Here is a 16,285-nt window from a genome sequence, read left to right on the forward strand (position 1 = left end):
AGTTGCCCGCAGGCGGAGAAATGTCAACGCAGCTGACTTTCATCGGAGTCTTAGACAGCCGGCCGGTAATTTCTTCGTGAAGGGGGGGTCTCGGAAGAGGCCGGAATAAGATGATGATGGAGCGTAAGCGAAGTTGGCTGACCCGATGTCGGTGAAGGGCCCTAAGGGCTCTAGGAGCCGCGGAAATGGGAGTCGGCGGCGACTTGTTATAGTCGAGTCGCCGACGAAAGCGCGCAAATTGGCCGACTATCTAGGATCTGCGTACATAGTCGAGTCATCCCGGGGGCATATCCGTGACCTGCCGCGGACGGCAGCCGATGTGCCCGCGAAGTTCAAGTCCGAGCCGTGGGCTCGGCTGGGCGTAAACGTCTACGCAGACTTTGAACCGCTCTACATCATCAACCCCGAGAAGAAGAGTACCGTCACTGAACTCAAAGGCCTGCTTCAAGGCGCCGACGAGCTCTATCTGGCCACAGATGGTGACCGCGAGGGCGAAGCTATCGCCTGGCACCTGATACAGACTCTGAAACCGCGAGTTCCGGTCAAGCGGATGGTTTTCCACGAGATCACCGAACACGCGATCCTCGCTGCCGCTGCGCATCCCCGTGAACTGGATATCGACTTGGTTGACGCGCAGGAGACCCGACGCATCCTGGACCGGCTGTACGGGTATGAAGTTAGTCCGGTGCTGTGGAAGAAAGTCGCGCCTAAGCTGTCGGCCGGCCGCGTGCAATCGGTGGCCACCCGCATCATCGTGCAGCGTGAACGCGATCGGATGGCGTTCTGCAGCGCAGCGTACTGGGACATTGTTGCCAAGTTGGACGCCAGTGTGTCCGATCCGACCGCCCAGCCGCCCACCTTCGTCGCCCGTCTTACGGCTGTAAATGGCCTGCGGATCGCTACCGGCCGCGATTTCGGTTCGCTGGGAACGTTACGTGCAGACTGTGAGGTCTCCAAAATCACTGTCCTTGACGACCTGAACGCAACCACGTTGGCCGCAGGATTGCGCGGCGCTCAGCTTACCGTGGCGTTAGCAGAGGATAAGCCTTACACTAGGCGGCCGTACCCGCCATTCATGACGTCGACGCTGCAACAGGAAGCCGGACGCAAATTGCGGTTTTCCGCGGAACGCACGATGAACATCGCCCAGCGGCTATATGAGAACGGCTACATCACCTACATGCGTACCGACTCGACCACTCTGTCCGAGTCGGCGATCAACGCCGCTCGTACGCAGGCGCGTCAGCTCTACGGCGAAGAGTACGTTTCTGAATCGCCGCGTCAGTACACCCGCAAGGTAAAGAACGCCCAGGAAGCCCATGAGGCCATCCGGCCTGCCGGCGAGACATTCGCTACTCCGGACGCGGTGCGTGGCGAACTTGACAGTGACGAATTCCGGATCTACGAGCTGGTATGGCGGCGCACGGTAGCTTCGCAGATGGCCGACGCTCACGGTACTACGCTGAGCTTGCGGATCGAGGGCCGAGCCGGCGAGCAACATGTTGTCTTCTCGGCTTCCGGGAGCACCCTGACCTTCCCCGGTTTTCTTAAGGCCTATGTGGAAACCGTGGACGAGCTGGCCGGCGGCGAGGCTGACGACGCTGAGCGGCGACTGCCCCATCTGACCTCTGGTCAACGGCTGGCTGTTATCGATCTGACCCCGGAAGGGCACGCTACCAACCCTCCGGCGCGCTATACTGAAGCTTCCTTGGTTAAAACGTTGGAGGAGTTAGGTATCGGCCGTCCGTCGACGTACTCGTCGATAATAAAGACCATCCAGGACCGCGGCTACGTACAGAAGAAGGGCAGCGCTCTGGTGCCGTCGTGGGTCGCGTTTGCTGTTACCGGTCTTTTGGAGCAGCATTTCGGTCGCCTCGTCGACTACCACTTCACCGCGGTGATGGAAGACGAGCTCGACGAGATCGCTACCGGGAATGAGCAACGCACCAACTGGCTCAACAACTTCTACTTCGGGGGCAACCACGGTATGCCCGATTCGATAGCCCGCTCCGGGGGTTTGAAGAAGTTGGTTGGTGTGAATATAGAAGGCATTGATGCACGAGAGGTCAACTCCATCAAACTTTTTGACGATGCGCAGGGTCGTCCTGTCTATGTTCGGCTAGGCAAGACTGGGCCATATCTGGAACGCTTGTTGGCAGGCGATGATGGTGAGCTCACCCCGCAGCGGGCCAACCTCAAAGGCATGCTCACTCCGGATGAGCTCACCTTGGAGGCTACCGAGGAGCTTTTCGCCACACAGCAAGAGGGGCGCTTCCTGGGGGTGGATCCAGAAACTGGCCACGAGATCGTCGCCAAAGACGGCCGGTACGGGCCTTATGTGACTGAGGTCTTGCCTAAGCACGATGACGACGACGGTGCAGCGGATCAGGGAAGTAATAAGGGTAAGAAGGCTTCCGTTTCTCAAAGTCCCAAGCCGAGGACCGGGGCGTTGTTGCGGAGCATGGATTTGCAAACGGTCACTCTCGAGGATGCGCTGAAACTGTTGTTATTGCCTCGGGTTGTTGGCGTGGACCCTGCTTCAGGTGAAGAGATCACCGTGCAGAACGGGCGTTACGGCCCATATCTGAAACGCGGCAACGATTCTCGACCACTGGCAACCGAAGACCAGATGTTCATCATCACCCTCGACGAAGCGTTAAAGATCTTCGCTGAACCGAAGCGTGCTGGTAGACAAAGTGCTTCGCCGAGGCCGCTGCGTGAGCTGGGGACTGATCCGACGTCGGGTAAGCCAATGCTAATCAAGGACGGCCGGTTTGGTCCGTATGTCACTGACGGTGAGACCAACGCTGGCCTGCGCAAGGGTGACGATGTGGTGTCGATAACCGATGAACGTGCCGCCGAATTGTTGGCTGAACGACGGGACCGGGGTCCGGTTAAACGGACTGCTAAGAAGGCTCGCAAGATCCCGGCGAAGAAGACGGCCAAGCGCAGCTAAACTAGTCCTGTTCTGCGGGTCAGCCAGTCACCTCGCTGGAGATCTCTTCAGGGACAGCAAGATTCAGCGGTCGAGCAAGTTGGGTGGGTGCGGTGCGTCCGCGTAGCTCGACGATTTCGCCGACGTTCCAGCACAAGGCTTCGGCGTCGAGCGCACCGCTGACTGCGATTGCCGACGCGAGCACATGGCCGTCCTCGAGTTTGGCCAGTTCGGTAAGCCTCGCTGCCTCGTTGACTGGGTCGCCGATTACGGTGTACTCGAAGCGGGCTTGCGCGCCGATATGACCGGCGATGGCCCTGCCGGCTGACACCCCAATGCCGAACTCTGCACTACCCAGCACCGGTAGGAGTTCGTCGTGCAGCTCACGTGCGGCCGACAGCGCCGCACCGGCACTGTCCGGGTGCTCGATCGGTGCTCCAAAGATCGCTAGCGCGGCATCACCCTGGAACTTGTTGACGAACCCGCCGTGTCGCCCCACGGTGTCCACGACCACACGGAAGAACTCGTTAAGCAGGTGGACCACCTTGGTGGGTGGTTTTGTCTCGGCCAGTTGGGTGGAGCCGATCAGGTCCACGAACAGCACCGCGACGTCACGCTCTTGCCCACCCAATTCGGTGCCGCGCTCCAAGGCCCGGCGGGCCACGTCTTCGCCTACGTAACGACCGAACAGGTCACGAAGCCGCTGTCGCTCGGACAGCTCACGCACCATGTTGTTGAAGCCGGCTTGCAGTAAGCCCAGCTCACTGGCGTCGTAGATCTGCATGTGCGCGTTGTAATTGCCGCGCTGAACCTCGGATAGCGCCCAGCGCAGTTGTCGCAGCGGATCAGCGATCGACATAGCCACCAACCAGGTGCTCACCAGTCCGATGACCAGAACTGCCAACGCCAGCAGCAGGATGGGGCTAAAAAACTGCTCCGGCACGGCATGCAGCAAGGCAATCTTGTCGGCCACCACTGCCAGCACGATTGCCAGGACCGGTACTCCAGTGGACGGTACCCAGGTCAACATCAGCCGCAAGGTTACGCCGGGTGTTTTGACGTTCTCTGGCACGCCGCTGCGCAAGGCTGCCACGGCCACTGGTCGTAAGATCCGTTCAGACTGCAGGTAGCCGATAATTGCGGTCGCGGTGGCGCCCAGTGCGGTGGCGAGCGCCACAATGGGCGCTGAATCCCTGGCTGCCGACCAGCTGGCGACGATGAATACCGCCCCACCGATACCCCAGGTCACCAAGCTGATGATGGTGTGATAGAAGGGCATACGCAGCGCGCGGCTCCGGGCCAGTTCGATCGCGGCAGGATCAGCCTCGGCGAGCTGGTTGTCATGGCGCTGCCATCGGAAAACTGGCATCAGTAGTTTCAGGTTCACTGCGAACCCGGTGGAGAACGCCACGACCACTGAGGTGGTGGAGATTGCCAAGTTGCGAAGGGGCAGATCCTGCAGTTCAACGCGGTCTTGGGGTGGCAAACCGTAGCGCAGGAAACCGAGCACGAACAGGGCGCCGATGATGTCGGACTGCAGCATGCTCAGCGAGAACAGCGGCCACGGGGTGCGTATCCCCCAACGGATGAACGTACTGATCCGCGCGGGCAGTCCTGCCGCCTGGGTTGCCACCACCTAACCGTATCGGTCTGCGGTGACTTGTCGAAACCTCCAGCGTCTTTGCCGGCTGAGACCCGGCGATGCGGGCGGTTAGAGGTTACGGAAATGTTGCGACACGGCCGCTGATTAGTGTCATATCGGTCGGTATCATTACTGTTATCGTTGATGTCCGGGGTGTTTACGCGGCTGGTGGACCAGGATGCGGTGAAAGCCGAGCTGTTGGCCGCCGCTAAGGCCGCCCGAGGCGACATGGTTCACAGTCGGCCTGCTGACGGGACTATGACACATGCATGGCTCATCACCGGTCCGCCGGGCTCGGGACGCTCGGTTGCGGCGGTGTGCTTCGCGGCTGCGCTGCAATGCACTGCGGATTTCGAAGACGGCGGACCGGGGTGCGGGCGCTGTCGTGCGTGCACGACGACGATGGCCGGCACCCACGCCGACGTCCGGCGGGTGATTCCCGACGGCTTGTCGATCGGCGTAGACGAGATACGCGCCATTGTGCAGACGGCTTCGCGCCGTCCAACCACCGGATATCGGCAGATCGTGCTTATCGAGGACGCCGACCGGTTGACCGAAGGAGCCGCCAACGCGCTGCTCAAGGTTGTTGAGGAACCGCCACCGTCGACGGTGTTTTTGCTGTGCGCGCCGTCGGTGGCTTCAGAAGACATCGCGGTCACGTTGCGGTCCCGCTGCCGGCATATCGCACTGGTGACCCCATCGCACGCAGCGATTGCGCAGGTATTGATTGACAGCGAAGGGCTGGCCGCCGACACAGCGCACTGGGCGGCGTTAGTCAGCGGTGGCCATGTGGGTCGGGCACGCCGGTTGGCGACTGATCCGGAGGCCCGGCAACGACGTGAGCGGGCGTTCGGGTTGATCCGCGATGCCGCAAAACCGTCGCGGGCGTATGCCGCGGCCGAAGAACTTGTGGCCGCCGCTGAAGCGGAAGCTCTGGTGCTGACCGCTGAGCGAGCCGAGGTCGAGACCGAAGAGCTGCGGACGGCTCTCGGGGCCGGCGGCACCGGAAAAGGCGCCGCTGGGGCATTGCGCGGCGTTACGAGTGTGATCAAGGATCTAGAGCGGCGGCAGAAATCCCGTCAGACTCGTGCCTCGCGTGACGCACTGGACCGAGTATTGATCGATCTGGCAACCTACTTTCGGGATGCCTTGTTCGTTTCGGCAAATGCGGGGCCGGTGCGACCCAATCATCCGGACATGGCCGACCGAGTGACGGCGCTGGCCGCCCATGCCACACCGGAACGGTTGTTGCGCTGCATCGAAGCCGTGCTGGAGTGCCGCGAAGCGTTGGCGGTCAACGTCAAACCCAAATTCGCGGTCGACGCTATGGTTGCGACTATCGGCCAGGAACTACGTGATTAACTTCTCTGGTGACGATGCAGCTTGGGTTAGCCCGCGCACCTGCCGTAGACTCGTTCCGCCCGAAGCCAGGGCAGGCCGCCTTAGCTTAGTCGGTAGAGCGATTCACTCGTAATGAATAGGTCGGGGGTTCGATTCCCCCAGGCGGCTCCATGTGATGTGTTAAGACATCGGGATTAGGTGTTCACCCTAATGTTTAAGGGTTCGCGCTTTTTCTTTGGGGTCCGTGGCTCGGTGTGTGCTGGTGGCGCTTCCTGGTGGGGTCCGGGGTTAGCTGGCGTATGAGTTTGCCGGTGGCGGCGTCGGCGTATAAGGCGGTATCAAGTGTGGACAATAGAGCCAATAAGGCAGACAGTTCTTGGGTGGCAATCGAGTAGTGCGTAGTGGCTGGCTAGTCGTGGCGCGGACGTGGCCGTCGATTCGGGTGGATCTAGTTAGCGGTCATGGTGAAGAGTTTTGACCCCGGCTGGGTAGGATCTTCGCCTCTCCCTGTTCCCATAAGTTCAGCCAGCTTGCGGACATCAGCGACACCGTGTTCGCTTGCTGGTACCGCTCACATTTATACAAGTTCGCGCTGGGCGATGGTCGGTTCATCGGTTAGGGTGAGTTTGATGCCTTTAACGTGGGCTTTTCATCGGCAGTGCTGCAACGACGTTGGCCTTTGGGTGAACAGTTCGTCTACGAATTCGATTTCGGCGATTGTTGGACACATTTGTGCACAGTCGGGCTGGCGCTCATCGACCAGGAGTCCGTGGTGGAGATTGTGTCCTGCTTACCGCTTCCGTCCTGGAGGTGGGATCGATCCCCGATAGTTACGGGGCGTCGCTGGGTCGGCGACGATGGCGAAAGCTCGAATTGTCTAATCCGAGTTTGATCAACCTGCCGCCCCTTCAGCTGTTCCGGTAACCGTATGCTGCGCAAGCAACGACACGAACGGGATGTGACCCCATGCGCGCTGACCACCGTGAAGTTTGTGTCCACATCGCACACTTAGACCGAGCTAAAGCTCGCCATGCACTACCGGATCAGGCTCCGAAGTGATTGACGCAGTTGAGTTCTGCATAATCTGGCTTAGAGCCCGATCACCGTCTTGGTACAGGAGGGCATTGGTCTGGGGAGCTTACTCCAGGTGTCCATAGTCAGCTGAGCATCCCCCTGTAGTTGGTTCTCCCACGAAGACATAGGCCTACATTCGCACGCGTATCCGGGTGTTCAGTGACCTGTTCCTAATACCTCCTGTCACACCATCCGCCCAGCACCCACTCCGTCGGGATTGGTTCACCGGCTCAACGCCATGTCCTGGTGCCAGCAACGCCAACGCAAGCAAGTACATCCAACAGTAACACTGACCTGACTCAAGCCACCCGCTAAGCAGGCCGACCTACTAAGATCGGCTGCCTCACAGCCATAGACCGCCGAAAAGCCCGATGAAATAGGCTATTAGCGCTGATACCTGTTAGGCTGGCGCGAGAAAGCCAACCGGTCCGGATGCGATACACAACGACAGCGCGGTTGTGTTGGCGAGCACGGTGATTGCGTCTCCGGCACCCGGCAGCCGTGCGAAGATTCGGTTAAGTCCTGGATGCACCGAAACCTTAACGCTGGGCCCTTGGGTTAGCGACAACGTCATTAAGCCGTCGCTGTTGGCCAGGTAGTTGAGTTCGACGGTCCAATCGGCCGGCAGTAGTGGACCGTCGAGCATCATGCGCACCGGCCTGTCCGGTTGCACCAAATAGCCGCAGTGTGACGTAAGCCCTGGAACGATGATCCGGATCCAGGTCACCCTGGCGTCGATTAGCCAGCCGGAACTGTTCAACATCATCAATTGTGATGTAGCCGAGGAAAACTCCGGCCTATCTCGCAGCAGAGCGAACATGTGGCTGGCCAGGTTTTCCGGCCAGGCTACCCGTTGCAGCACCAATTGATCTACCTCGGAATCCAGCAGAGGGGCACTCGAGGCCGCGTGCACGGCGGCCAGGCCAGCACGGACGTTCCGCAGATAGGGTTGGGTGGGGTTGTCACGCCAGCTGGTGAGAAATGTCGTCGTCGAGTATAGGCTGCCGGCCAAAAACAACAACGTGATCCCGATTGTCACCCCAGTGCGGGTCGGTGAAGCGTCTAGCCAACGCGCGGCGAACGCGCGGTTAGGCGCATGAAACGCGATGGCCGTCAGCAGCGCTAGCACAATCACAAGATCCGGCAGATACCGTAAGGTTTGTGCCAATTCTAAAGCGGTTTGCTGCGACGACCGCATCAGATAGATCGGCAGCTGGCAGGCTATCGTATACCCCGCCGCGGTCAGCCACACCAACCCGATGTGTTGTTTGTGGACCAGCGAGAACACCAGCACCCCGATCAACAACAGCCAGCCGAGCGCCATCACCAGCGGCGGGGGAGCGGCCCACGGCGAGGCCGGCGTCCACCGGTCCCAATGCCACGGTCCGCCGGCCAGGCCCGGGACGATACCGTGGGTGATCGAGCGCAATAGAAGCCGCCCCGTCATCGACAGGTCGAAACTCCATCGTTGCTGATTAACCACGACCAGATAGAGCGTTACCCAGCCAACGGTCAACGTCAGCGACGCGATCCACAAGCGCCGGCCGTTACGCCATACCGTACGTAACGCCGCGTGATCACCTCGCACATGGTGCAACAGGGCGGCCACTGCGAACGCGATGAATGGGATCACCGCAGCTTTCTCGAAAAACAACAGCCCACCGCAGTAGACCAGCACACCGGTGGCTGTGTAGCGATGGTTGCCGGTGCAGACCAGCAGGATCGCGTCAGCGCACACCCAGTCCAATGCCGCCAGCATAGGCAGTGAATTCAGCGCCGCTGCCCACCACGCGAACCCCGGCACGGCAAGCGGAGCAAAAAGCGCAAATGTCAACGGGATCAGCAGCATCCTGCGCCAGCCTAGGATTACGTAAAGTGCGCGCAGCAGGGTCAGTGAGACCAGCAATTGCATGACCACCAGGCTGATCGCGGGTCCGGTCCAGACCAGTGGCGCCAATCGGATGAGAGCGCCGGCGACTAAGAAGGCAGCCGGCATCAGGTGGCCGTCATGGTCGTCGAACAAGTAAGATGGTGACAATAGGTTCTGGGTGCCAGCCTTTCCGATCAGGATCAGGTCGTCCCAATAGAAGTAGCCACCAAACGCCAGCACCGCGCGAATCCCTAGCTGCAGCAAGATCAATACTGCGACGGCTAACGCTATGTATGGTGAGCCGGTGCGCGCACTAGTCACCGGGGCAGCCGGTTTCATCGGTTCGACGCTCGTAGATCGCCTGCTGGCGGATGGCCACACGGTGGTGGGACTCGACAATTTCGTAACCGGTCACGTTGCCAACCTCGAGCATCTCGCTAGCACTCCTGCGCTCGCTTTCGTTGAGGCCGACATTGTGACCGCGGACCTGCAGGCGATCCTCGATGAGCATCGGCCCGAGGTGGTGTTCCATTTGGCGGCGCAAATCGACGTGCGCCGCTCGGTCGCCGACCCGCAATTCGACGCATCGGTCAACGTCATCGGCACGGTGCGACTAGCGGAAGCCGCACGCCGCACTGGGGTGCGCAAAATCGTGCATACCTCGTCGGGGGGGTCCATTTACGGCACACCTTCACAATACCCAACTCCCGAAACAGTGCCCGCCGACCCGGCGTCGCCGTACGCTGCCGGCAAGGTGGCAGGGGAGATCTACCTGAATACGTTTCGCCACCTCTGCGGCCTGGACTGCTCGCATATCGCTCCGGCCAATGTTTATGGCCCCCGTCAGGATCCGTACGGTGAAGCGGGTGTGGTGGCCATCTTCGCCCAGGCGTTGCTGTCGGGTAGACCCACAAAATTGTTCGGCGACGGCACCCACACCCGTGACTACGTGTTTGTCGACGACGTGGTCGATGCTTTCATTAAGGCCTCTGGCGATGCGGGTGGTGGCCAGCGCTTCAACATTGGCACCGGGATAGAAACGTCAGACCGCCAGCTGCACACCGTGGTCGCAGCTGCCGTCGGAGGGCCTGACGATCCCGAGTTTCATCCGCCGCGTCTAGGTGACCTTAAGCGGTCCTGCCTTGACATTGGCTTAGCGACAAAGTTTTTGGGCTGGAGTCCACAAGTTCAACTGGACGACGGGGTACGGCGCACGGTCGAGTATTTCCGTGCCGCCCAGCTGCCCTAGGGTGTTGTTGATTTTTGTGTGGTGGGTTATGTGGTGGGGATCGGTGGTGTGGGTTGTGTTGGTGGTTTAGGGTTGGTCGCGGCGTAGGTGGGCTGCTTGCAAGGGCCGCCGAGTAGTTGGTGTTGGTCACCGGCCGCGACATCGAAGCTGGCGATGCTGGGGGTGCGTCTGGTGTGGCGGGTGGCCGGGGATCAGTTGCGCTTTTCTGGTGATGTGTTAGCCCGCCACGCGCACAAGTCACCAGATCACGCCGTGGATGGCTTTTATCTTCCTTCCGCGGTCGATCCCCACAAAAAGTCAAGTACTGCCCTAGGCTAGAGCACCGCCGTACGCGTCATCACCGGCTGCGAGGTCATCGACGAACTGTGAAACCAACACGGCACCAACACAGCCGGGGGCACACCGGCTGGCCGAGGGCCGGTGAACAAACAGACACCCCACAGCCATAGCATGCACCCGAAAGCGCCCCCAACACCCAGCGCCAACAAGATCTAGGCTAGCCCACCAAACTCCCGACCGTATCGGCCAGCGATGGCACACCAGAACACTACTTCACCTGCCACCTATGAAACCGACCAACAATTCCTGCCACAAACACCAACACCCCCGGCCACCACACAACAACGTGAGATCGCAGATCCCGGGAACCGCTGCAACTATGTGCAGGCCTTGAACTCGCGATGATTACGGAACACGCTCCAGGTGAGTGCCGCGCCGACGAAGAGCACACCCACCAAGGCGGTGACGGCCTCGAGGATTTCGAATCGCGGTTCGACAGAAATCAACATCATCACCGATAACGCACCAATCGCCCAGTGCGCGCCATATTCCAGGTACACATAACGGTCCAGTGCGTCCTGGTGGACCAGGTATATGGTGATCGAACGGATGAACATCGAGCCGATCAGTCCCAGGCCCAGCGCGATGATGACTGGGTCAGAGGTGATCGCAAAAGCGCCGGTGACCCCATCGAAGGAGAAGGCGGCGTCGAGAACCTCGAGATAAAGGAATCCAGCTAGGCCAGCCCTGCTGGTTCCTCCCCGCCCGGAAGCCGTGTCAATGTCGGGTGGTCGAAACGCCCGGCTCAATACTTTGACGAGCAGATACGTAACCAAGCCCAGGAATCCGGCGATCAGCACCTTCGCGCGCTTATCGCCAGAGTGCGTCAGCACGGTGGCGATAAGGACCAACACAACGATAGCCACCATCAACAGCGGAGCAAGCCGTCCGATACGGGCGAAGGGGACCTCGATCCACTTGATATCTCGGTTTTGAAAGACGAAATCCAGGAACAGCATCAACAGGAACATTCCGCCAAAAGCCGCGATCTGTGGGTGGGTCGACGTAATGAGCTTTTGATAGCTAGGTGATCCGTCCGGAAATTCCAGTGCGTGATTAGGCGGCGGATGCAAGGCCAAGTCCATGGCGCGAACGGGGTCCAGCGCGGCGGTTGCCCAGACGGCGGCCACTGGGAAGACCAGGCCCATACCGAATGCCGCGATGAGAATCCCGATCGTCAGAAACATCTTCCGCCAAAACTGACTCATCTGCTTGAGCACCGCAGCGTTGATGATGGCGTTGTCGAACGACAAGGACACTTCGAGGATAGCGAGTACTATCAGCAGAAAGAGGGCGGTGAGCCCACCGTAGACGTATCCAACTACGAGGGCTATCGCGGTTATTAAAAACGGGATGCCGAAACCGCGGAACGCTGCCATGAATCCTTCCTGCCAGCCACCCACAATAGCGAAGCCGATAGCAGTCACGAGCCTATTCGACTCTGTGTACTTAGGTATTTTCGAACTGTGCCGATGCATCAGGTCAGTCGACTGGAAGTGCCGCCACAGTGACCGAGTTCGGTGGCGCGTCCTCGCCAATGGTATTCTCGTCAGGGAATTCCATTGGATCCGACAGCGCCTTGCGGGGGCCATTTGCGTGTGGCAGCGTGACACGGGTCGGTGCGGCGGCAGCATTGACTGCGCTGTGCGGCTATGCGGTGATTTATCTGGCCGCCCGAGACCTGGCGCCGACTGGATTCTCGGTATTCGGGGTGTTTTGGGGAGCGTTCGGTCTGTTCACCGGCGCCGCCAATGGCTTGCTGCAAGAAACCACCCGCGAGGTCCGAGCGACGGGTTATGTAGTAAACGATTTGGCGGCCATTCCGGGTCGGCCTACTCGTCCGCTGCGGTTCGCCGGGATGGTTGGTCTCGCTGCCACCATCGTGATCGCAGGGAGCTCACCCGTGTGGAGTGGGCGAACGTTCGCCGAGGCGCGCTGGTTTTCAGTGGCCCTGCTCAGTGTTGGTTTGTGCGGGTTTTGCCTGCAGGCCACCCTGCTGGGCATGCTGGCTGGCACAAACCGATGGAGCCATTACGGGTCCCTGATGGTGACCGACGCGGCTATCCGGGTAGCTATCGCCACAGCAACGTTCGTGATCGGATGGGGTCTAATTGGCTTCTTGTGGTCAACCGTCGCCGGTGCAGCGGCGTGGCTTATAACACTGCTGATCTCTCCCACAGCACGCGCCACGGCACGCCTGCACACACTCTGCGGCACTGCGACATTCCTGCGCGGCGCTGCCTATTCAATCACCGCTGCCGGTGCCAGCGCGATTTTGGTTATGGGGTTTCCAGTACTGTTGAAGCTGACCTCGAATGAGCTCGGGGCACAAGGCGGTGTCGTCATCCTGGCTGTGACACTGACTCGTGCGCCGCTGTTGGTGCCGTTGACCGCCATGCAGGGCAACCTCATCGCTCATTTCGTTGATGAGCGCTGCAACCGACTCCGGTCGGTTCTCGTGCCGGCGGCGATCATCGGCGGTATCGGTGCGGTCGGTGTGTTAGCGGCAGGCGTTGTGGGGCCGTGGCTGCTGCGCGTAGGTTTTGGTCCGCAGTACGACGCCAGTAGAACGTTGTTGGCGTGGCTGGCGGCGGCCGCGGTGGAGATCGCCATGTTGACTCTCACCGGCACGGCCACGGTAGCGGCGGCGCTGCATCGTGCGTATTCACTGGGCTGGGTTTGTGCAACAGCCGCGTCGGCATCGTTGCTGCTGTTGCCCCTGCAGCTGGAGACCCGCACTGTGATCGCACTGTTGTGCGGTCCGCTGGTGGGGATCAGCGTCCACCTGGCGGCCTTGGCACGTACCGGCCATTTAGCCTGACCGGCGTGTACCTTGTGGGCATCGAAACGCATTACCCCGGCGTCTGGATCGTCATCCCCGCTTTCAACGAAGCCGCTGTCATCGGTGAAGTAGTAACCGATGTGCGCGCGGTTTTCGATCATGTCGTCTGCGTGGATGACGGCAGTGTCGACGGCACTGGCGAGATCGCTTTACGCGCTGGGGCGCACCTAGTACGTCATCCAGTCAATCTGGGCCAGGGTGCGGCAATCCAGACCGGCGTCGAATACGCTCGTCAGCAGCCGGCAGCGCAGGTTTTCGCCACGTTCGACGCCGATGGTCAGCACCGCGTCAAAGACCTGACAGTGATGGTCGACCGGCTAGGCGCGCATGACGTCGACGTCGTTATCGGAACGCGGTTCGGCCGGCCCGACGGCAGCCGGCCGCAAGTTCTGAAAGGACCACCGCTTTTGAAAAGGGTTGTGTTGCGGACTGCAGCACGGTTAAGTCGACGCGGTCGCCGGTTAGGCCTTACCGACACCAATAATGGCTTGCGGGTGTTTAACAAGAAGGTGGCCGACGGGCTGGATATCACAATGAGCGGCATGAGCCATGCCAACGAGTTCGTCATGTTAATCGCCGAGAACCACTGGCGCGTAGACGAGGTACCGGTGGAGGTGCTGTACACCGAGTACTCGAAGTCGAAGGGGCAACCACTGCTCAATGGCGTCAACATCATCTTCGATGGGTTCCTGCGCGGAAGAATGCTGAGATGAAAAGGAGCGAAAGATGAACTGGATCCAGGTGCTGTTGATCGGATCGATCATTGTGTTGCTGATCTACCTGCTGCGATCGCGCCGCAACGCGCGGTCTCGGGCCTGGGTGAAGGTCGGGTACATCGCGTTTGTGCTCGGCGGTGTCTATGCTGTGCTCCGGCCCAACGACACCACCGTGGTGGCGCACTGGTTTGGGGTACGACGCGGCACCGATCTGATGCTTTATGCACTGATTATGGCGTTCAGTTTCACTACGCTGAACATCTACATACGGTTCAAGGACTTGGAGTTGCGCTACGCATGTTTGGCTCGCATCGTTGCGCTGGAGGGAGCGCAGGCACCCAAGCCGTTCTAGGGTGTTGGTGTTTGTGGCAGGAATTGTTGGTCGGTTTCATAGGTGGCAGGTGAAGTAGTGTTCTGGTGTGCCATCGCTGGCCGATACGGTCGGGAGTTTGGTGGGCTAGCCTAGATCTTGTTGGCGCTGGGTGTTGGGGGCGCTTTCGGGTGCATGCTATGGCTGTGGGGTGTCTGTTTGTTCACCGGCCCTCGGCCAGCCGGTGTGCCCCCGGCTGTGTTGGTGCCGTGTTGGTTTCACAGTTCGTCGATGACCTCGCAGCCGGTGATGACGCGTACGGCGGTGCTCTAGCCTAGGGCAGTACTTGACTTTTTGTGGGGATCGACCGCGGAAGGAAGATAAAAGCCATCCACGGCGTGATCTGGTGACTTGTGCGCGTGGCGGGCTAACACATCACCAGAAAAGCGCAACTGATCCCCGGCCACCCGCCACACCAGACGCACCCCCAGCATCGCCAGCTTCGATGTCGCGGCCGGTGACCAACACCAACTACTCGGCGGCCCTTTGCAAGCAGCCCACCTACGCCGCGACCAACCCTAAACCACCAACACAACCCACACCACCGATCCCCACCACATAACCCACCACACCCCTCAACCACACAAAAATCAACAACACCCTAGGCTTCAATTACCCCAGCGATGCACCGTTCAATACTGGCTCGCACGGAAGCCGGCAGCACAATAAGACCGTTGAGCTCCTTGTTTGCCCGCGCATAGGCATTTTGTCGTTCCTCGCGTGCTGCCGCATCGTCTTGCGCCAGGTGCAGCAGGTTTTGGGCGCGCGCCAGCCGTTGCTGTTCGTCGGTTGAGAAGTCACTTCGGCGTCGGAGAATCGCTTCAGCCTCGGCGATCTCCAGCGCGCTGATGTACTCGTGGACGGCATCGCGGTATTCGAGTTGCGCTGCTCGATCTCTGACGATGTCGTTGGGCAATTCCGGCCGCAGCAGGTCTGCGCGACGTTTCGCCTTGTGGAAGGCGATGGTCAGTGGATTGCGCATGTCGGTCATCACGGGGAAGTCCAGTAGTTTAGCGATATCGAATTCGTAGTCCAACCACCGGGCGTCGGTCCGCTCGTGAGCTTCGATGAGTTTGGTCAGCTCCCGGAGGGAGCTTTCCTCGTTGGTTCGCAATCGGCCGGATGCCTCGGCCAGGGCGATCTTGGTTTGCTGCTTTAGGCGGTAGCGTTCCAGCCGTCGCTCAGCTCGCCGCTCGTTCGCGGTGGCAATAGCCTTCAGGCCACCGCCGAACGTGCCGCCCAGTGGGAAGATCAGCCACCAGAAATTCGCAGCTAAATGCAGCATTGGGGTCACGTCGCCAGGATGCCACCGAGAATCGGCGAGCACTCCAACCACGATCTTCAGCTCTTCGCGAAATCCGTGTCAGTGCACGTCGGCCTTGAACCGCTCCACGGAACGCTGCACCTCTGCTTCAGCTTCGTCTCGGCCTACCCAGTCTGCGGCTTTCACAAACTTGCCTGGCTCTAGATCCTTGTAGTGCACGAAGAAATGCTTGATTGCGTCCAGCTCGAATGTCGGAACATCGGTGATGCCGTGGATGTGATCCCATCGGTGGTCGTTGAATGGAACGCACAACACCTTGTCGTCGCCGCCGTGTTCGTCGACCATCCGGAACATACCCACCGGACGTACCTCCACTAATACGCCAGGGAACAGCGGCTCCGGTAGCAGCACTAGTGCATCCAGCGGGTCGCCATCATCGCCGAGAGTGTCTTCAATGAAGCCGTAGTCGGTCGGATAGGCCATCGGGGTGTAGAGGTAGCGGTCTAGACGCACCCGTCCCGTTTTGTGGTCGACCTCGTACTTGTTCCGCTGACCTTTTGGAATTTCGATGGTCACGTCGAATTGCACCGTGTCGGCTCCTTAAGTCTTAGCTAGGCCTGGGTAGATCGGTTGCGTTGCGGAG

Annotated in this window: 15 protein-coding genes and 1 tRNA gene; 9 read left to right on the forward strand and 7 right to left on the reverse strand. The window is 60.1% G+C overall.

Features of this window, described 5'->3' with window-relative positions:
* Window positions 1-145 precede the first annotated feature (145 nt).
* On the forward strand, window positions 146-2,956 hold the full coding sequence (gene topA, locus MLPF_RS01165; RefSeq protein WP_045842316.1) for a type I DNA topoisomerase: 2,811 nt from the start codon (window positions 146-148) through the stop codon (window positions 2,954-2,956).
* Window positions 2,957-2,975: 19 nt separating this feature from the next.
* Here topA and MLPF_RS01170 read toward each other — a convergent pair whose 3' ends face one another.
* The gene (locus MLPF_RS01170; RefSeq protein WP_237755928.1) at window positions 2,976-4,571 is read right to left on the reverse strand and encodes an adenylate/guanylate cyclase domain-containing protein; all 1,596 of its coding nucleotides are present in this window, start codon (window positions 4,569-4,571) and stop codon (window positions 2,976-2,978) included.
* Window positions 4,572-4,721: 150 nt separating this feature from the next.
* On the opposite strand from MLPF_RS01170, the gene MLPF_RS01175 reads away from it, so the two are divergent.
* Together MLPF_RS01175 and MLPF_RS01180 are read left to right on the forward strand one after the other, a co-directional pair.
* Complete coding sequence (locus MLPF_RS01175; protein WP_045842317.1) at window positions 4,722-5,939, forward strand: DNA polymerase III subunit delta'; 1,218 nt, start codon at window positions 4,722-4,724, stop codon at window positions 5,937-5,939.
* 74 nt (window positions 5,940-6,013) lie between these two features.
* Window positions 6,014-6,089: transfer RNA gene (locus tag MLPF_RS01180), tRNA-Thr, on the forward strand.
* 1,303 nt (window positions 6,090-7,392) lie between these two features.
* Here MLPF_RS01180 and MLPF_RS01185 read toward each other — a convergent pair.
* The gene (locus tag MLPF_RS01185) at window positions 7,393-9,201 is read right to left on the reverse strand and encodes a hypothetical protein (RefSeq protein WP_236684815.1); all 1,809 of its coding nucleotides are present in this window, start codon (window positions 9,199-9,201) and stop codon (window positions 7,393-7,395) included.
* On the opposite strand from MLPF_RS01185, the gene MLPF_RS01190 reads away from it, so the two are divergent.
* Together MLPF_RS01190 and MLPF_RS01195 are read left to right on the forward strand one after the other, a co-directional pair.
* Window positions 9,167-10,111 carry an NAD-dependent epimerase/dehydratase family protein gene (locus MLPF_RS01190; protein WP_162196851.1) on the forward strand — a complete coding sequence of 315 codons (945 nt, stop codon included), beginning with the start codon at window positions 9,167-9,169 and terminating at the stop codon, window positions 10,109-10,111. The genes MLPF_RS01185 and MLPF_RS01190 overlap by 35 nt on opposite strands.
* A gap of 87 nt (window positions 10,112-10,198) precedes the next feature.
* On the forward strand, window positions 10,199-10,429 hold the full coding sequence (locus MLPF_RS01195; protein WP_237817102.1) for a hypothetical protein: 231 nt from the start codon (window positions 10,199-10,201) through the stop codon (window positions 10,427-10,429).
* Here the strand turns inward: MLPF_RS01195 and MLPF_RS01200 are convergent.
* Both MLPF_RS01200 and MLPF_RS01205 read right to left on the reverse strand, forming a co-directional pair.
* The gene (locus MLPF_RS01200) at window positions 10,426-10,596 is read right to left on the reverse strand and encodes a hypothetical protein (RefSeq protein ID WP_237817104.1); all 171 of its coding nucleotides are present in this window, start codon (window positions 10,594-10,596) and stop codon (window positions 10,426-10,428) included. The genes MLPF_RS01195 and MLPF_RS01200 overlap by 4 nt on opposite strands.
* Before the next feature lie 171 nt (window positions 10,597-10,767).
* On the reverse strand, window positions 10,768-11,829 hold the full coding sequence (locus MLPF_RS01205) for a DUF475 domain-containing protein (protein WP_045842322.1): 1,062 nt from the start codon (window positions 11,827-11,829) through the stop codon (window positions 10,768-10,770).
* Between the two features lie 158 nt (window positions 11,830-11,987).
* Here MLPF_RS01205 and MLPF_RS01210 point away from each other — a divergent pair, with 158 nt between their 5' ends.
* From MLPF_RS01210 to MLPF_RS01225, 4 genes are all read left to right on the forward strand, one after another.
* Window positions 11,988-13,271 (forward strand): hypothetical protein, encoded by a 1,284-nt coding sequence (locus MLPF_RS01210; RefSeq protein WP_045842323.1) that lies wholly within the window; start codon window positions 11,988-11,990, stop codon window positions 13,269-13,271.
* 14 nt (window positions 13,272-13,285) lie between these two features.
* Window positions 13,286-14,005 (forward strand): glycosyltransferase family 2 protein, encoded by a 720-nt coding sequence (locus tag MLPF_RS01215; RefSeq protein WP_045842324.1) that lies wholly within the window; start codon window positions 13,286-13,288, stop codon window positions 14,003-14,005.
* Window positions 14,006-14,018: 13 nt separating this feature from the next.
* Window positions 14,019-14,360, forward strand: a complete 342-nt coding sequence (locus tag MLPF_RS01220) for a DUF2304 domain-containing protein (RefSeq protein ID WP_045842321.1) — start codon at window positions 14,019-14,021, stop codon at window positions 14,358-14,360.
* Window positions 14,361-14,480: 120 nt separating this feature from the next.
* Window positions 14,481-14,651, forward strand: coding sequence for a hypothetical protein (locus MLPF_RS01225; RefSeq protein ID WP_237817104.1), 171 nt, complete (start codon window positions 14,481-14,483; stop codon window positions 14,649-14,651).
* Here MLPF_RS01225 and MLPF_RS01230 read toward each other — a convergent pair.
* The 3 genes from MLPF_RS01230 to MLPF_RS01240 form a co-directional block, all read right to left on the reverse strand.
* On the reverse strand, window positions 14,648-14,812 hold the full coding sequence (locus MLPF_RS01230) for a hypothetical protein (protein ID WP_175266278.1): 165 nt from the start codon (window positions 14,810-14,812) through the stop codon (window positions 14,648-14,650). The two genes, MLPF_RS01225 and MLPF_RS01230, sit on opposite strands and share 4 nt — an antisense overlap.
* 167 nt (window positions 14,813-14,979) lie before the next feature.
* Entirely contained in the window at window positions 14,980-15,663 is a 684-nt protein-coding gene (locus tag MLPF_RS01235; protein ID WP_045842346.1) for a hypothetical protein, read from the reverse strand.
* A 78-nt stretch (window positions 15,664-15,741) separates the two neighbouring features.
* The gene (locus MLPF_RS01240) at window positions 15,742-16,230 is read right to left on the reverse strand and encodes an inorganic diphosphatase (protein ID WP_045842325.1); all 489 of its coding nucleotides are present in this window, start codon (window positions 16,228-16,230) and stop codon (window positions 15,742-15,744) included.
* Between the last annotated feature and the right edge of the window lie 55 nt (window positions 16,231-16,285).

Source organism: Mycobacterium lepromatosis, from assembly GCF_000975265.2.
Lineage (GTDB): Bacteria > Actinomycetota > Actinomycetes > Mycobacteriales > Mycobacteriaceae > Mycobacterium > Mycobacterium lepromatosis.

Bases quoted from the DNA above. Each gene is read 5' to 3' on its own strand.
- topA (WP_045842316.1), top strand. From the start codon at position 146: ATGTCGGTGAAGGGCCCTAAGGGCTCTAGGAGCCGCGGAAATGGGAGT.
- MLPF_RS01175 (WP_045842317.1), top strand. From the start codon at position 4,722: ATGTCCGGGGTGTTTACGCGGCTGGTGGACCAGGATGCGGTGAAAGCC.
- MLPF_RS01185 (WP_236684815.1), bottom strand. From the start codon at position 9,201: ATGAAACCGGCTGCCCCGGTGACTAGTGCGCGCACCGGCTCACCATAC.
- MLPF_RS01205 (WP_045842322.1), bottom strand. From the start codon at position 11,829: ATGGCAGCGTTCCGCGGTTTCGGCATCCCGTTTTTAATAACCGCGATA.
- MLPF_RS01210 (WP_045842323.1), top strand. From the start codon at position 11,988: ATGGTATTCTCGTCAGGGAATTCCATTGGATCCGACAGCGCCTTGCGG.
- MLPF_RS01220 (WP_045842321.1), top strand. From the start codon at position 14,019: ATGAACTGGATCCAGGTGCTGTTGATCGGATCGATCATTGTGTTGCTG.
- MLPF_RS01230 (WP_175266278.1), bottom strand. From the start codon at position 14,812: ATGCTGGGGGTGCGTCTGGTGTGGCGGGTGGCCGGGGATCAGTTGCGC.
- MLPF_RS01235 (WP_045842346.1), bottom strand. From the start codon at position 15,663: ATGCTGCATTTAGCTGCGAATTTCTGGTGGCTGATCTTCCCACTGGGC.